19 protein-coding genes and 1 tRNA gene are annotated in these 14,758 nt (G+C 38.0%); 7 read left to right on the forward strand and 13 right to left on the reverse strand.

What is annotated here, in order from left to right; all coding sequences use genetic code 11:
- Positions 1–108 precede the first annotated feature (108 nt).
- Together ACSU6B_RS01050 and ACSU6B_RS01055 are read right to left on the reverse strand one after the other, a co-directional pair.
- On the reverse strand, positions 109–705 hold the full coding sequence (locus ACSU6B_RS01050) for a TetR/AcrR family transcriptional regulator (RefSeq protein ID WP_214999573.1): 597 nt from the start codon (positions 703–705) through the stop codon (positions 109–111).
- A 519-nt stretch (positions 706–1,224) separates the two neighbouring features.
- Positions 1,225–1,296 (reverse strand) — tRNA-Val (locus ACSU6B_RS01055).
- A gap of 183 nt (positions 1,297–1,479) precedes the next feature.
- On the opposite strand from ACSU6B_RS01055, the gene ACSU6B_RS01060 reads away from it, so the two are divergent.
- The 5 genes from ACSU6B_RS01060 to ACSU6B_RS01080 all read left to right on the forward strand — a co-directional run bounded on the left by ACSU6B_RS01060 (position 1,480) and on the right by ACSU6B_RS01080 (position 6,043).
- Positions 1,480–1,704, forward strand: a complete 225-nt coding sequence (locus tag ACSU6B_RS01060; protein WP_410882053.1) for a hypothetical protein — start codon at positions 1,480–1,482, stop codon at positions 1,702–1,704.
- A gap of 114 nt (positions 1,705–1,818) precedes the next feature.
- Entirely contained in the window at positions 1,819–2,541 is a 723-nt protein-coding gene (locus ACSU6B_RS01065) for an alpha/beta hydrolase (RefSeq protein ID WP_410882055.1), read from the forward strand.
- A 123-nt stretch (positions 2,542–2,664) separates the two neighbouring features.
- Positions 2,665–3,177: a YjcG family protein gene (locus ACSU6B_RS01070; protein WP_410882057.1), complete on the forward strand. Its 513-nt coding sequence runs from the start codon at positions 2,665–2,667 to the stop codon at positions 3,175–3,177.
- A gap of 5 nt (positions 3,178–3,182) precedes the next feature.
- Positions 3,183–3,605, forward strand: a complete 423-nt coding sequence (locus ACSU6B_RS01075) for a GNAT family N-acetyltransferase (protein ID WP_410882059.1) — start codon at positions 3,183–3,185, stop codon at positions 3,603–3,605.
- 137 nt (positions 3,606–3,742) lie between these two features.
- Positions 3,743–6,043, forward strand: a complete 2,301-nt coding sequence (locus tag ACSU6B_RS01080; RefSeq protein ID WP_410882061.1) for a UvrD-helicase domain-containing protein — start codon at positions 3,743–3,745, stop codon at positions 6,041–6,043.
- Positions 6,044–6,068: 25 nt separating this feature from the next.
- Here ACSU6B_RS01080 and ACSU6B_RS01085 read toward each other — a convergent pair whose 3' ends face one another.
- The 8 genes from ACSU6B_RS01085 to ACSU6B_RS01120 form a co-directional block, all read right to left on the reverse strand.
- Entirely contained in the window at positions 6,069–6,323 is a 255-nt protein-coding gene (locus ACSU6B_RS01085; RefSeq protein ID WP_214999585.1) for a stage VI sporulation protein F, read from the reverse strand.
- Between the two features lie 171 nt (positions 6,324–6,494).
- Entirely contained in the window at positions 6,495–6,611 is a 117-nt protein-coding gene (locus ACSU6B_RS01090) for a YjcZ family sporulation protein (RefSeq protein ID WP_098528384.1), read from the reverse strand.
- Positions 6,612–6,719: 108 nt separating this feature from the next.
- Positions 6,720–7,076: a stage V sporulation protein AE gene (spoVAE, locus tag ACSU6B_RS01095; protein WP_168242521.1), complete on the reverse strand. Its 357-nt coding sequence runs from the start codon at positions 7,074–7,076 to the stop codon at positions 6,720–6,722.
- A 4-nt stretch (positions 7,077–7,080) separates the two neighbouring features.
- A complete protein-coding gene (spoVAD, locus tag ACSU6B_RS01100) occupies positions 7,081–8,106 on the reverse strand; it encodes a stage V sporulation protein AD (RefSeq protein WP_214999587.1) in 1,026 nt (341 codons plus the stop codon).
- Positions 8,107–8,586 carry a stage V sporulation protein AC gene (gene spoVAC / locus ACSU6B_RS01105; protein ID WP_214999589.1) on the reverse strand — a complete coding sequence of 160 codons (480 nt, stop codon included), beginning with the start codon at positions 8,584–8,586 and terminating at the stop codon, positions 8,107–8,109. It lies immediately after the preceding gene.
- A 16-nt stretch (positions 8,587–8,602) separates the two neighbouring features.
- Positions 8,603–9,073: a sporulation protein gene (locus ACSU6B_RS01110; RefSeq protein ID WP_214999592.1), complete on the reverse strand. Its 471-nt coding sequence runs from the start codon at positions 9,071–9,073 to the stop codon at positions 8,603–8,605.
- Between the two features lie 148 nt (positions 9,074–9,221).
- A complete protein-coding gene (locus ACSU6B_RS01115; RefSeq protein ID WP_214999594.1) occupies positions 9,222–9,383 on the reverse strand; it encodes a hypothetical protein in 162 nt (53 codons plus the stop codon).
- Between the two features lie 82 nt (positions 9,384–9,465).
- The gene (locus tag ACSU6B_RS01120; protein WP_410882064.1) at positions 9,466–9,822 is read right to left on the reverse strand and encodes a DUF1360 domain-containing protein; all 357 of its coding nucleotides are present in this window, start codon (positions 9,820–9,822) and stop codon (positions 9,466–9,468) included.
- Positions 9,823–9,960: 138 nt separating this feature from the next.
- Between ACSU6B_RS01120 and ACSU6B_RS01125 the strand changes: the two genes are divergently transcribed.
- Positions 9,961–10,473: a CotY/CotZ family spore coat protein gene (locus tag ACSU6B_RS01125; protein WP_410882066.1), complete on the forward strand. Its 513-nt coding sequence runs from the start codon at positions 9,961–9,963 to the stop codon at positions 10,471–10,473.
- Positions 10,474–10,516: 43 nt separating this feature from the next.
- Here the strand turns inward: ACSU6B_RS01125 and ACSU6B_RS01130 are convergent, their stop codons facing one another.
- From ACSU6B_RS01130 to ACSU6B_RS01140, 3 genes are all read right to left on the reverse strand, one after another.
- Positions 10,517–11,026 (reverse strand): CotO family spore coat protein, encoded by a 510-nt coding sequence (locus ACSU6B_RS01130; protein WP_410882068.1) that lies wholly within the window; start codon positions 11,024–11,026, stop codon positions 10,517–10,519.
- A gap of 130 nt (positions 11,027–11,156) precedes the next feature.
- A complete protein-coding gene (gene fabI / locus ACSU6B_RS01135; protein ID WP_214999601.1) occupies positions 11,157–11,927 on the reverse strand; it encodes an enoyl-ACP reductase FabI in 771 nt (256 codons plus the stop codon).
- Positions 11,928–12,041: 114 nt separating this feature from the next.
- On the reverse strand, positions 12,042–13,901 hold the full coding sequence (locus ACSU6B_RS01140) for a monovalent cation:proton antiporter family protein (protein ID WP_410882070.1): 1,860 nt from the start codon (positions 13,899–13,901) through the stop codon (positions 12,042–12,044).
- A 94-nt stretch (positions 13,902–13,995) separates the two neighbouring features.
- On the opposite strand from ACSU6B_RS01140, the gene prpE reads away from it, so the two are divergent.
- Positions 13,996–14,736 (forward strand): bis(5'-nucleosyl)-tetraphosphatase PrpE, encoded by a 741-nt coding sequence (gene prpE, locus ACSU6B_RS01145; protein ID WP_214713168.1) that lies wholly within the window; start codon positions 13,996–13,998, stop codon positions 14,734–14,736.
- Positions 14,737–14,758: the final 22 nt, after the last annotated feature.

The raw sequence follows: 14,758 nt of genomic DNA on the forward strand, positions 1-14,758 counted from the left end.
GTCAGATTTCGTAGCATCGCCTTCTAAGTATTATAGATAGTTACAGAGACCGATCGGTCTCTTTTAGAGTGAAAAAAAAAGCCATCACCGGCTTCTTTTTTAGGACTGCTAGGCACAGTTCTGAGCAAGAAACGATCTAAGATGATGCACAGCTCTTTTCATGTACTCTTGGTTCTTGTAAAGTTTGCTAAGTGCTAGCGCCCCCTCCAGCGTGGAGATAAACACGGTCGCCACAAACTCGGGATCCACTCCTGGTTTAACCTCACCCTTCTTTATGCCTTCCTGAACAAGATTACGAACCATTCCGAGCAAGCCATCCATTGCTTCACGGACTTTATCTTTAAGCAATGGGTCTGCGTCATCTGCCTCAATGGCAGCATTCATAATCGGGCAACCTCCCGGGAACAATTCTCTTTCAGCAATCCCCTCGAATACGGAAACAATGGAAAGAAGACGTTCCATGCATCCTTGTTTGCCTGCCATTGCTTCAGAGAAAAAATGACTCATCGTGTCAATGGAAAAGGAAAAAGCGCTCAACATTATTTCCTCTTTATTTTCGAAATGGTTATAAATCCCTCCTTTTCGAAGACCTGTCTCGTGCATGATGTCGGAAATAGAAGATGCCCTATATCCTTGGCTATTAAAAAGTTTCGATGCTTTTTCTAAGATCAGGGCTTTAGTCTGTTCTCCCTTGCGATTAACCATGAATCTATTTGCCTCCGTTTGAAAAAGGTTTACGAAATTTGTAAGACCATTCGGTCTTTTTTATTGTACGATTAGGTAGTATCTTTGTAAAGTGCAAAAAATAATAGGCATATAAAAAGGCAGTAAGTTCTTTTATTGCTACAACAAAACTGATTGTTTTAGAAAGACTCATTTTAAAGATGCAAGTAGCTTTAGCTACACCAGCTTCTTTCGCAACACTATTAAAGTTAACAGTCTTAGAACTCTTTGTAGTGGGAGCCCATTGAATGGAGTTTAGATGAAATGGCGGTTGGTTATTTAATGCGAAATATAAGATTTTTAATAATCAAATTAATTTATATAAAAAAATGAACATCTGTAAAGGTTAACAGGTGTTCATTTTTTGGACGGTTTAAATCTTTTATAAGGAGAATAATTTACTCTTGAGGAACATTTTTTTAAAAGGTAAATGAAATATAAATTAGAAACTACAGAAAATGAAAAAAATCCTAACACCATATAGATGTTAGGATTTTTTGATGACCTGTGAGGGATTCGAACCCACGACCCCTTCCCTGTCAAGGAAGTGCTCTCCCACTGAGCTAACAAGTCATATTTAATTAAACTACATTTCTAATTATATAAATTTTTTCGGTAATGTCAATAGTTTAATTAAATTCAATGAATTACATTTCTCTTATAACCCTAAAAAAGAACATTAGTTCTATTTACTTTGAATAAAGAACAAATGTTTGGGTATAATAATAACATATGTTAAAGAAAGGGGCGATTCACATGGATGGGCTTTTCATCCGTTCAATCGAGGAAAAAATTCCATTAGAAATGATTTATTTAGCCGAAAACCAAGAACTTTCACAACGGAAGTTGATTGTGAAGGAAGTTCACGACGAATACATTCGTGCGTATTGTTTGCTGCGCAAACAAATGCGCACCTTTAAACGGGAAAATATATTATCGATTATGCCTGATTCTCGCACCAAACAACGCTACCTTCACTAATCCTTCTCTTACCTACATTCACATATCATTCTTCCCAACTATCTTTAAAAGCATTTCCACTTTAGTTTTGTTATAATGCAGTGGTAAAGATCGAATTATTGGGGGAATCATTGCATGGAATTTCCAAAAGGCACAATGAAGGAACTTACCTTTCACAGCAGGGAGCTTGGAGAAGATTTACAGCTTCTCGTTTATCTCCCTGCAAATTTCTCACCGTTATATAAGTATTCGTTGCTGATTGCCCAGGATGGCAGGGATTATTTTCAACTTGGCAGAATTCGCCGATTAACAGACGAGTATCTTTTTGAAAAGGAAATTGAAAATTTAATTATTGTTGGGGTACCCTATAGGAATGTAGAGGACCGCCGCAGGAAATACCATCCTGAAGGCGAACAGAATCAGCAATACATTCGCTTTCTTGCCCATGAATTAGTTCCGTATTTAGATCAAGAGCTTCCAACTTATCAAATGGGCTTGACCAGAGCGCTTATAGGAGATTCTCTGGGCGCAACTGTTTCGTTAATGGCTGCCCTTCAATATCCTCATACATTTGGAAAAGTCCTTCTACAATCTCCATATGTGGATGAAAATGTATTGAATTCGGTCCAGAACTTCTCGGATGGACAGCTTTTACAACTCTATCACGTAATAGGTAATCAAGAAACTGAAGTTCAGACTACAAATGGCAAAATTGAAGATTTCCTGACCCCTAACCGGAAGCTTTCAAAAATAATTTCAGAAAAACCCATTACATATTTTTATGAAGAATTTAACGGGAATCATACTTGGACCTACTGGCAGCCTGATTTAAGACGGGCTCTTAAAATGCTATTTTAATCTTATTAGAATATACCTCAAGATAAGTCGTTTAATATTTTTAGAAAATTTGCTATAATATCAGGAAGGTTAATTTTTTGTTTTTGTTAAAAAAGGTCAGTTCATCAAAACGGAGGTATACGTATGAAATTTGGAGTTGTTATTTTTCCATCAAAAAAACTACAGGACTTAGCTAATTCCTATCGAAAACGTTATGACCCGCATTATGCTTTAATTACACCTCACCTAACATTGAAAACTGGATTTGAAGCGTCTGAAGAAGAAGCAAAGGAATACGCTGAAAAGTTACGGAGAGTAGCTGCTAGCCATAAGGCATTCACATTAAAGACTTCAAAAATCAGCTCTTTTCAGCCTGTAAATAATGTTATTTATTTCAAAGTAGACAAGACAGATGAACTTTCCGCCTTGCATAATGAAGTCAATCAAGAGTTTACGGAGCAAAACTTAGAATATGCATTTGTTCCGCATATCACGATTGGTCAAGAGCTATCTAATGATGAGCATTCTGATGTTTTTGGATCACTGCGTATGACTAAGATTAATCATGAAGAAACGGTTGACCGTTTCCATCTACTTTATCAATTAGAAAATGGTTCCTGGACCGTTTATGAAACATTTCGTCTTGGAAAGGAATAGTTTAAGTGAAAGTCAAGATTGTAGAAAATCAAAAAGAACTTGAAGATGCCTATTCAGTTAGGAAAATCGTTTTCGTTGAGGAACAAAATGTCCCTCTCGAAGAGGAAATTGACGCCTTCGAGGACGAGGCAAAGCACTTTGTCATGTACGATGAAGGATCTCCAATAGGAGCCGGTCGATTTCGTTTCGTTGATGGCTATGGAAAAGTTGAACGAATTTGTGTATTGAACAAGGCAAGGAAAACTGGTGCAGGAAAAACGATTATGAATGCAATCGAGAACTATGCGCTTCAAAAAGATATTCATAAATTAAAGCTAAATGCTCAAACACATGCCATTCCCTTTTATGCAGGACTTGGTTATGAGATTGTCTCAGAGGAATTTATGGATGCTGGAATTCCTCATAAAACGATGGTAAAAGAAATATAAATTAAGGAAGCACTTGGCGCTTTATGCGGCAAGTGCTTTTTGGTAATTCCAGCAATGTCGGTGAAACCCTTTTAGTTACCCTCAGGTTTTGATATGATAGAACATGTCTTGATTTTTGGATATAGAGGGTAAAAATTATGAAAACAGCAATTTATCAAAATCAGAATATTGTCCTTGAACAATTAAGCAGGGATCAATATCAAAAAATATTTCTCGCCGGAAAAAATGGTCAACTGAGCTGCCCTGTATGCAAAGGGAACGTTCGATTGTTTTTAGGAATTCAGAAGAACCCCCATTTTTTCCATACACATTCACCTGAAATACATTGCCCAGAACCCACTGTAATAATGGAAAAAGTAGATTCACAACAATCTTCCGAAGTGAACGGATTTAACATCCCAAAGGGTAGAACCATTACACAGATCCCGCAAAGCGTGGATCTTTTCAAAAAGTCTATAAATATTGAATATACGGTTGCGTTTAAACAAACAATTAGTGACAAGCATGAGGAGCGCTCACCGTATTTACAGCAACTTGCAGACAGTGGAGTTGTTCTTGATGGAAGTCAGGCTGCTGCTGTTATGGAGACAGAAGGCTCCTTATTAGTCCTTGCTGGTGCAGGGAGTGGCAAAACTCGAGTGTTAACAGCACGAACAGCGTTTATGCTAGATGACAAACACATCGACCCAAGGACAATCATGCTCGTTACATTCACGTCAAAAGCTGCTGCTGAAATGAAGAACCGTCTGCTTTCCTATCCGCAAATGAAACGAGATAAAATCAATCAGCTTGTTACCGGAACCTTTCACAGTATTTTTTATCGCATACTAATGTTCCATGATTCAATTAATTGGTCTTCAAATAAGCTGCTAAAAAAAGAATGGCAGCGAGACAAAATCCTGAAGGAAGCTGGCAAAGAACTCGACTTGTCCGAAAAAGAATTTGCCTATGATTTAGCTCTTCAGCAAATCGGATTATGGAAAAACTCTCTGCTGATGCCAGATGAAGTAAAGCCCACCACCGAATGGGAAGAAAAAGCAGTCTTTTTATATAAAGGATATGAAGACTATAAGAGAAAAGAAGGTCTGTTTGATTTTGACGATATGCTAATTGGCTGCTATCAACTGTTTGCCACCACCCCTTCCCTGCTTGAACAATATCAAAATCGGTTTCATTATTTTTTAATTGACGAGTTTCAGGATATTAATAAGGTCCAGTATGAGCTGATCAAACTTTTATCCAGAAAACATAAAAATGTTTGTGCCGTTGGCGACGATGATCAAGCGATCTATTCGTTTCGGGGTAGTGACCCCAGCTATTTGCTAGAATTTGAAAAAGATTTTCCCTATGCCAAAATGGTCACACTTGATCAAAATTATCGATCGTCTCATGAAATTGTCTCGGCTGCTAATCAAATGATTGCAGCTAATAAAATGAGAAGAATAAAGAAAATGAAAGCACAGTTTTCATCAGAAAAACTCCCACAGTTATTTTTCCCCTATGATGAAGAGGAAGAAGCAACAATGATTATTACCGATATACAGGAGAGGATTTCACTTGGTGCAAATCCTTCAGACTTTGCCATTCTTTATCGGACCAATGCAGGTTCTCGCGCGGTGTTTGAAAGACTGGCTGGCTCCAACCTTCCTTTTAAAATCGATTTGGATGCAGAGGCTTTTTACGAGCGCTATATTGTGAGAAGCGCCCTTGCATTTCTAAAGGTGAGTTTAAATGAAGATGACACGCAAGCAATGTCAGACATTTTACCATTATTATTTTTAAAGCAGGCAGTCCTAAAAGAATTAAAAGCACAAAGTATCCTAAAAGACTGCAGTCTTCTTGAGGCACTCGCACACTTAACGACAGCCCATGCATTTCAGGAAAAGAAATTAAAAAAAGCTGTCACGATTATTCGAGGGTTAAAGCATTCTTCACCTCACACTGCGATTGAAAGGGTTGAGAAAGATATCGGCTTTCTTGATTTTCTGAAAAAACGCGGAAATGAATCGAATAAACTTGAAAAAGGATCGGACGATCTTAAGGATTTAAAGGTGGCTGCAAAAAGTTTCGACAAAATTCAAGCGTTTCTAGCTCATTCCGAGCATATGTCGGCGATGAACAAAGAAATCAAAAATTTAAGTAAACATTTTCATGAAGCAATCAGCCTAAGTACAATCCACCGCTCAAAAGGCCTTGAATACAAAACCGTATATATGATCGGCTCAGTCGATGGCAGCCTTCCGCATGATTTTGCCCTGGAAGCCTATCGAAATGGAGACTTTACTGCACTCGAAGAAGAAAGAAGACTATTTTACGTGGCGATGACTCGTGCAAAGGAGCAGCTGTTTATTTCTATTCCTCAAAATAGACGAGGGAAAAAAGCAAATCGCTCAAGGTTCCTAGTTTCTCTTACAAAAAAGAAGAAGACCGATTCCTAAAACTTAGGAAAATGGTCTTCTTCTTTTACTTTTTATTGATCATATTCGAAATTGTATTAAGGTCAAGCTGCTTTCCATCGTTAATGATTGATTTTACAATTTGATCTTCCATTTCTTTATTTACCGGTTTATTGGCAATTTGAGAAACCCGACGAATTACATTACGGACTGTTTTTTCATCTTTAAAATTCGCATTTTGTAATGAATTGGCTAAATCTAAGATATCTTTCATATTAACGCCCGTTTTCTTTTCAATGTTTTTAAAAAATCCATTATCCATGGTAAAAGATCACGCTCCTTCATAAACTACTTTATTGTATGAAGGAAAGGGAAAATGGTGAATTAAATAGGAAAAGCGTACGCGCCCTTAAGCACATACGCTAAACAAGTAAAGAAAGGGCTGGCCACTTTTTTTGGCCAACCCTTTCTATTAATACAAGCTTACTGTTTATTAATAGAAGCTTGCACCAACAATGATTAAAAGGATGAATAATACGACGATTAACACAAAAGTTGAACCGTACCCGTATCCACCACCGTAGCCGTAGCCGCCATATCCAAAGCACATAGAATGTCACCTCACTTCTGTAATCTCATTAATAACATATGAAATTACTTTATACTGTGTGTAGGCGCGACATCTATTTCAGTAATTTGAGTTTTAAAAATGATTCATTTACCCTTTAGGTTTAAAAATGAGTGCACCAATAAAACCGAAAATAATCGCTGCAGAGATACCGGAACTTGTCACTTGGAACATCCCGGTCAGTACTCCTATTAGCCCATGTTTCTCTGCATCCTGAAGTGCCCCATGGACTAATGAATTTCCAAAACTGGTAATTGGAATGGTAGCACCTGCCCCTGCAAAGTCAACTAGTGGCTCATACAGTCCAAAACCATCTAATATAGCTCCAATGACAACGAGCAAACTTAGTGTATGACCAGGTGTAAGCTTGGCAACATCAAATAAAAGCTGCCCTAGAACACAGATTAGCCCACCAATAACAAATGCCCAGAAAAACATCGCTAGCATAGGATCACCCCTTATCTCCATTCATTTCAATGGCAACAGCATGTGCAATACATGGTATCGATTCGTTTTGCTGAAAGCTGAGCGGGGATAGCAGAGCCCCCGTCGCAACTACTAAGATTCGTTTATATGTACCTTTTTTCATTTGGTTCAGGAAATGCCCATACAAGGCTGTGGCTGAGCAACCCGCACCGCTTCCCCCCGATTGTACAGGTTGATCATCCTTATACATTAATAAACCACAATCCTGAAATTGTTTTCGTTCTAATTGAAGTCCACTCTTATTGATTAACTCGAAAGCTGTATCATGACCAACTCGGCCAAGGTCCCCAGTGACAATCAAGTCATAATATGAGGGTTCTAATTGAAGATCGCGGAAATGGGCCATAATTGTATCAGCTGCTGCTGGTGCCATCGCGCCGCCCATATTAAACGGATCGGTTAATCCCATATCGATGACTTTTCCAATCGTTGCTGAAGTTGTTACTGGGTGCATCTTTCCAGATTCATTTGGTTGCACAAGTGCTACCCCTGCACCTGTTACCGTCCATTGTGCAGTCGGAGGCTTTTGACCTCCATACTCTGTTGGGTATCGAAACTGTTTTTCGACTGCTGCATTATGGCTTGAAGCACCCGTAAGTACGTATTTTGCCCCCTGGTAATTTACCACAAAAGAGGCTAAGGCCAGCCCTTCCATGGACGTTGAGCAAGCCCCAAACAGACCAAAGTATGGAATTTGCATTGTCCTAGCCGCAAAACTGGTTGGCGTAATTTGATTAATTAAGTCTCCAGCAAATAAAAATTGAATCTGCTCTTTCTCAACATTCCCTTTTTGTAAAGCTGTTTTAATTGCTTCTTCTAATAGTAAACGGTGGGCTTTTTCATAAGACTCCTTTCCCATCCATAAGTCTTCATATAATAAATCGAAATCATTGGCTAAATTTCCATTGGCTTCAAATGGACCACCAGTAACCCCGGTAGCTGTGATCATTGGACGATTTGTAAATATCCAAGATTGGTGCCCTTTTAGCAATTACAAAACCCCCCAAATCACTAGCAGCGTTTTAACAAGCGCAACAACAAAAGCTGAGAAAACACCGAAGAGCACTACCGATCCTGCTAGCTTGAACATATTTCCACCTACACCTAAAACAAAGCCTTCCGTTCGATGTTCAATACATGCCGAGATTACGGCATTACCAAAGCCGGTAACGGGCACAGCACTTCCTGCACCAGCAAATTGTCCTAGACGATCGTAAATTCCGAAGCCAGTGAGTAACATTGATAAAAAGACCATTGTTGCCACGGTCGGATTTCCTACACTCTGTTCGGTAAAATCGAAAAAGTAAATATAAAAGTAACTGATGGCTTGGCCGATAACACAAATAAGTCCACCAACAAAAAATGCCTTAATACAATTCTTCAAAACAGGCCTTTTAATTTCATGTTTCTGCTGAAGCTGTTGGTAATTGCGCTGCTGAGGCGTCATGTTTTTCTGCTTTTCCGTTGGCATCTACATTCTTCCTTTCTTACTTCATTTCTTTCGTCATTTTAACGATGTCGTTAAAGCGTTTTTCAGCCCTTTGATGAGAAAATTTAGAGGAGGTTTTCATTCTCTCATCAAGTCTCACTGCTTCGAGGAAAATTTTGTAGTCACTTGAAATGGTAAAGTTATCATTGGGATATTTTTCTTTAAGCATTTTGTTGATGTTTTTTTCAATTTTTTTCATTCTAAAACGATGCATATGCTTAACCTTATATACCACTAGTGTATCTTTTTTCCCTTTTATAACGGCCACATCATATAATTCTGGAAACGCGCTTACATCATGCTCAATTTCTTTCACATGATTTTTACTTATGTTTTTCCCGGTTACGATCGGATTAGGATTCGTTGTTTTCATAAGGGCTATTTGACTATCCTTAACCTGTGGATTTTGACTACAGGAGGAGAGTAATAATAAACAAGCGAATAATACCCAATGATGAATAGCTTTCATTTGATTCCCATCCCTTATTCCGTTTTTTTACCATCACTATAGGTAGTTTTTTCGATATTGTCTAAAATTATGACTAGTTACGAGTAATTTATCTTTATTCCTTCGTAAAACAAAAAAACCGCCAGTCAATCTGGCAGTCCCCTTAAGCCTATTTAGAAGTTTTTTTTCCGCAGCCACAACCTGAACCTTTTTGCTTTATGGATTTTGACGGTTGATACGTGTGAGTTGATTGTGTTGTTTCTATATCTTGTGTTGTTTCTGTACCTTGTGTTGTGGTTGTATATTGGTTTCTCCTTTTTTTCTGACTCATTAATTCTCTCTCCCTTGCTATCAATTCATTCCTACTTGTATTAGAATATGACTAAGATGTAGGTCTTGTCTCAGCAAACACCTTATTTATCGATAAAATACTGTACAATTAACTCCAAGATTGATGCAATGCCAGCAACCGCTAAAATTAATATAATAGGGTAGGAAACGATTGGATATAGAAGTGATATACCGACAACTCCTACAGAAGTCCATATCCCTGAACACCAATAACAGCTAAGAAGTTCACCGAAGAACTTTTTGACCCCTTTTTCCTTTGGTAAATAATAAACCTCGATTTCACCATACTCATCTACTTCTTTGATTTCATTGAAAAAAGGCTCCCTAATAAATTCTGTTATTTTATCAAAAACAAATAATCTTGTTAGTCTAAAAGACGCAAGTGATAGAATAATCAGGTTTAATAAAGTTATTTTCATGTTGTGTATCCATTCTTCCTTTCATAGACATTTTTGTCGCCTAATTTACTCAAACAAGGCTATTGTCCGTTACCCAAAAGTGCTCTGTGAAATATGTTAATAATGTAAGATGTATATCGGATTAAGGAGGAAAAATAAATGGGTTGTGGAAATAATGATCATGATTTTCATAAAGGTAATTGTGTTTGCGAAGTCGTCCGTGCAATTAAGGATATCCAAGATAATGCTGTAGAAGAAGATGAATGTCCTGAATGTTCCAGTTGTTTCAATGAGCCACTTGGTACATTGGTTTCACCAGCAAGGCGAGATCCAGTTGATACTCGTGTATTTGTTTTAAGTACTGCGGATGGTTCACCATTCCACGCTTTCTTTAGTACCGAAAACAATGCATGTGTATCCATCTACTTCCGTGTCGAAGATGTATTTGATAACTGCTGTGCTACACTTCGTGTATTAGTACCTGGTCGCCGTGAAGGTGGAACTTTCACCCCAGTAAACTTAGTTTCAGGTGGAGATAAGTGTTGTATTGACCTCGATAAGGTTTGTCAAGTTGAACGTTTCCGCGCAAGTAACGATTGCATAACAGTTGACTTAAGATGCTTCTGCGCTGTTCAATGTATTGCGGATGTTAACTTAGGAATTTGCATTTAAAAATATTGCCAGTCGGTATAATCGGCTGGCTTTTTTGTTGTCTCTATTTTTTGATTCCAATCAAGATAACCCCTTTAAGTGCATGGACTGGCACTGTATTTGTTGATTGATCATGAAATCGAATCGTTACTTCGTCACCATCGTACAGAGTTAAGTATCCCTGATAATTTTTTTCTTCGGTAATAAAAACGCATGGTGGAGGCGGAAGGACTTTTGGATAGTTGATTAAATAATTCAATCGTTCTTTAATATCCATTTCTTTAAAGGGTTTCACCCTGTTAAAGGGAGAACGCTGTCTTTCCTGAATCGATGTTGGTGATTTTGTTGCTGGATTATCTGATCTAGATCCTTCCGTCCCTATTGGCTCTTGAACTATTTCCTTATTTAAAAGAGAGATTTTCTTTTTGCTTTCAGCCTCTAACAGCATTTCTTTCTCAACCAGTTCTTCTTCTTCCAGTCTGCTCGTATAAATGTCCTGCATGTTAGTTGCAGGAGTCCTTGCAAACGGCTGGTGTATATAGAGTAATGGTCCTTTACTTTTCTTTTCCGACATGCTCTGTACCTCCATTTACGTAATCCTACACATTATATTTATGCTAGAGGCCCATACGCGTTCATAGGAAAATAAGAAATTTACTGCAAGCAAAAAGGCCCGCATCAAATGCGGGCCTTCATCATCATCCTTATAGAATATGATATCCGGAATCAACATGAATGTTTTCGCCGGTAATTCCTCGTGAAAGATCACTGAAAAGGAACAAAGCAGTGTCTCCAACTTCTTCTGGAGTGGTAGCTCTACGTAATGGAGCTCTTTCTTCAATTTCTTTTAAAATTGAATTAAAATCACTTATTCCTTTTGCGGATAATGTTCGAATTGGACCTGCAGAAATCGAGTTTACACGTATGTTATCTTTTCCAAGGTCTGCGGATAAGTAACGAACACTAGCATCTAGAGAAGCTTTGGCTACACCCATAACATTATAGTTCTGGATTGCACGTTCTCCACCTAAGTACGTCAACGTGACAATGCTTCCACCTTCAACCATCAATCCTCGTGCTTCTTTCGCTACGGCTGTTAAGGAATATGAGCTGATATTATGAGCGAGCATGAAGCCCTCTCTAGTTGTGTTCATATACTCACCACTTAGTTCTTCTTTATTAGCAAATGCGATGCAGTGTGCTACCCCATGAATTGCCCCAACTGAATCTTTGATTTCAGCAAAGCACTTCGCAACGTCTTCATCGCGTGTAACATCACACGGTAAAACAAGTGTCCCTTCAGCCTCTAACGAATTAGCAAGTTCACGAACACTGCTTTCTAATCTTTCACCTGCATAGGTAAAAATTAATCTTGCTCCTGCATTGTGCAATGAGCGGGCAATTCCCCATGCAATACTGCGTTTATTGGCAACACCCATTACTACATAAGTTTTTCCAGATAAAGAAAGATTCATATTGAAAAAGTCCTCCTACTATTACATGAGTTATTAGTACTTGGTACTAATTTTACACTAATTTACGACAAATGAAAAGTTCAACACATCAAACAACATTTTTTCAAAAATACATTAACAGGTTTCGCAGAATTCTAACTCTCTTTTCAGTTCATCCACATATTCCTTCGATCCAGTAACAATCAAGCGGTCATTCGTTTGCAGCTCTGTATCTCCATGTGGGACGATGGAATCCTTGCCACGGAAAATTCGGACAAATATGATATCTCCTGTAAAAGGAAATCTCCGTAAAGACATCCCATCAAATTGCCTATTCAGCATAACAATTTCATAAAGTCCTGTCTCCTGATTTGTTAATATATTTAACAAGGTTGGTGATTCAATTAATGCCCGGAGCAATACTTTGGTTGACATAAATGCAGAAAACACTTCTATATTATGCTCCCGTAAACTTTCCTCTAAATCAGGACTTTCTATTCGGGCAATGACCCTAGAAACTCCTTTTTCTTTCGAAGCTACAGAAAGTGTTGCATTTACTCTTTCATCACCTGTTGAAATCACTACAACTTCTGATTGAAAGACGTTTGTATTCTCCAACGTATCAAGGGAATAATCAGGAATTTCAACTATGTCAAAAAGAGAATTAGCAATTTGCTTTTCTGATTTCTCCATTTGAGTATGATACAAGATTGGATCATACAAGCCTGACTTTAATTCTCGTGAGACGGGCAATGTGGTCTGATTGGCACCTAAGAATGCCACGCTTACCCTTTTATTAGCGACCACTTCTTTAGGGAATAACTTTTTAAAAACAATCGGTGTAATAATAGACGTAATTACAGCAACCAATATTAATGTGCCACTCATCTGCGGGGTTATGATTTCTAACCTTTCTCCTATTGTCGCCGCTGCAATGACTAGGGAAAGTGTTGAAGTAAGTAAAAAACCCGCTGCAATGACTGTTTTCAACTCATACCAAATTTTCAAAATATACACGGGGATAAGTTTTGATAAAAGCAGCCCCAGTAATAGCAGCGGTATCATTAATAAGAGTTTTTTTTCATTAAAAAGGGACCAAATATCAAGATTTACTCCCACCATTACAAAAAAGATGGGAATCAAAAATCCATACCCGAATGAGTCTAGCTTATGTACAAGCTCTTGGTTCGGTGATAACAACGAAACAAGGACACCTGCTAGAAACGCTCCTAAGATGTTTTCTGCACCCACTGTTTCAGAAAGACCTACTAATACGATGATCAGTGTAAACACGGCCCTCGTCCCTATTTGAACGGTCCCCGTTGAAAGTGTTTCTATAAAGGTTCGATTTTTAAATCTTTTGCCAAGAAAATAAAGAACGATACCTGCGGCAAACAAAATAAGTAACAGCCAAGTATTTCCATGCCCTGATTCATATAGCGATACAAAGACAGCAAGCAATATCATCGTCACTAAATCGGCTATAACCGCAACCAATAAGATAATTTGTCCGATGACGGTTTTCATCAGATGTGCCTCTTTCAAAGTAGGCACAACAACACCCAATGATATGGTCGAAATGATCAGCGTCATTAAAAAGGCATTCTCAATAAAACCTGCTATCACAAACAAAAAGGATAAACCCAGGGAGAAAATAAAGATACCTGCAAAGATTAGCCCCGCGACTACAAATGAATTGGGCTCTTTTTTTCCATTGGAAAGCTTTTTACGCAATTTCCTCCCAGCAAAGGCCGTGAAGTCTATCTCAAGTCCGCTTAAAAACATGAGAAAAATAAACCCTAAGGTCGATAGGGTTGAGAGCCACATATCTTCATGAACCACATCAAAACCGCTTTTACCGATTACCAATCCCATAATAATTTCAGCGACGACCACAGGGATATAATTCAATTTAAACCGATGTAAAAGAATCGGTGTTAAAAATGCCATTGTAACAACAATTAATAAAGAAATAACTGAAACCTGCTGCTCCATTCGTGTAACTCCTCTCAAAAAAGTTTTAGATTAGAATCCTTTTTATAAAAACTAACTCTTAGGCAAAAAATATCGATATAAGGGAGTTGAATTTATGAAAATTGATATAATCGGTGATATTCATGGGTGTTTAACGGAATTAAAGGAACTTACCATTACACTTGGTTATAAATGGGAGAACGGTATCCCAAGACATCCCAATAATAGAGTGCTGGGATTTCTCGGTGATTTAACAGATCGGGGACCTGCTTCACTTAACGTAATCGAAATTGTATGGCAGTTAGTCATTAAAGAAAAAACAGGCTATTACACACCAGGGAATCATTGTAATAAGTTATACCGTTTCTTCCTTGGCAACAAAGTTCAGATTGCCCACGGGTTAGAAACAACAGTTGCCGAATATGAATCATTATATAAAAAAGAGCAGCAATCCATTCGAAAAAAATTCACCGAACTTTATGAAAGGGCTCCATTATATTTAGTATTAGACAACAAAAAGCTTATTATTGCCCATGCAGGGATTAAGCAGGAATTTATCGGACAATCCCATGCTAAGGTCAAAGAATTTGTCCTTTACGGCGATATAACAGGTAAAAAACACCCTGACGGGTCACCGATAAGAAGAGATTGGGCAAAAGAGTATCACGGTGAAGCATGTATCGTTTACGGACATACTCCTGTGAATGAGCCAAGAATCATCAATAATACCTATAATATTGATACTGGGGCAGTCTTCGGAGGAAACCTAACCGCCTTAAGATATCCTGAAATGGAATTGGTTTCGATTAAATCTACTATGCCATATGTAGAGGAAAAATTTAAGCAATTTGATTGAAATTGAAAAAGCGGGATCGCAC

Origin of the sequence: Neobacillus sp. C211 (assembly GCF_051842875.1) — a bacterium.
Lineage (GTDB): Bacteria > Bacillota > Bacilli > Bacillales > Cytobacillaceae > Neobacillus.

Coding starts and splice junctions, on each gene's coding strand:
- ACSU6B_RS01050 (WP_214999573.1), bottom strand. CDS start 705: ATGGTTAATCGCAAGGGAGAACAGACTAAAGCCCTGATCTTAGAAAAA.
- ACSU6B_RS01060 (WP_410882053.1), top strand. CDS start 1,480: ATGGATGGGCTTTTCATCCGTTCAATCGAGGAAAAAATTCCATTAGAA.
- ACSU6B_RS01065 (WP_410882055.1), top strand. CDS start 1,819: ATGGAATTTCCAAAAGGCACAATGAAGGAACTTACCTTTCACAGCAGG.
- ACSU6B_RS01070 (WP_410882057.1), top strand. CDS start 2,665: ATGAAATTTGGAGTTGTTATTTTTCCATCAAAAAAACTACAGGACTTA.
- ACSU6B_RS01080 (WP_410882061.1), top strand. CDS start 3,743: ATGAAAACAGCAATTTATCAAAATCAGAATATTGTCCTTGAACAATTA.
- ACSU6B_RS01085 (WP_214999585.1), bottom strand. CDS start 6,323: ATGGATAATGGATTTTTTAAAAACATTGAAAAGAAAACGGGCGTTAAT.
- ACSU6B_RS01090 (WP_098528384.1), bottom strand. CDS start 6,611: ATGTGCTTTGGATATGGCGGCTACGGCTACGGTGGTGGATACGGGTAC.
- spoVAE (WP_168242521.1), bottom strand. CDS start 7,076: ATGCTAGCGATGTTTTTCTGGGCATTTGTTATTGGTGGGCTAATCTGT.
- spoVAC (WP_214999589.1), bottom strand. CDS start 8,586: ATGCCAACGGAAAAGCAGAAAAACATGACGCCTCAGCAGCGCAATTAC.
- ACSU6B_RS01110 (WP_214999592.1), bottom strand. CDS start 9,073: ATGAAAGCTATTCATCATTGGGTATTATTCGCTTGTTTATTATTACTC.
- ACSU6B_RS01115 (WP_214999594.1), bottom strand. CDS start 9,383: ATGAGTCAGAAAAAAAGGAGAAACCAATATACAACCACAACACAAGGT.
- ACSU6B_RS01120 (WP_410882064.1), bottom strand. CDS start 9,822: ATGAAAATAACTTTATTAAACCTGATTATTCTATCACTTGCGTCTTTT.
- ACSU6B_RS01125 (WP_410882066.1), top strand. CDS start 9,961: ATGGGTTGTGGAAATAATGATCATGATTTTCATAAAGGTAATTGTGTT.
- ACSU6B_RS01130 (WP_410882068.1), bottom strand. CDS start 11,026: ATGTCGGAAAAGAAAAGTAAAGGACCATTACTCTATATACACCAGCCG.
- fabI (WP_214999601.1), bottom strand. CDS start 11,927: ATGAATCTTTCTTTATCTGGAAAAACTTATGTAGTAATGGGTGTTGCC.
- ACSU6B_RS01140 (WP_410882070.1), bottom strand. CDS start 13,901: ATGGAGCAGCAGGTTTCAGTTATTTCTTTATTAATTGTTGTTACAATG.
- prpE (WP_214713168.1), top strand. CDS start 13,996: ATGAAAATTGATATAATCGGTGATATTCATGGGTGTTTAACGGAATTA.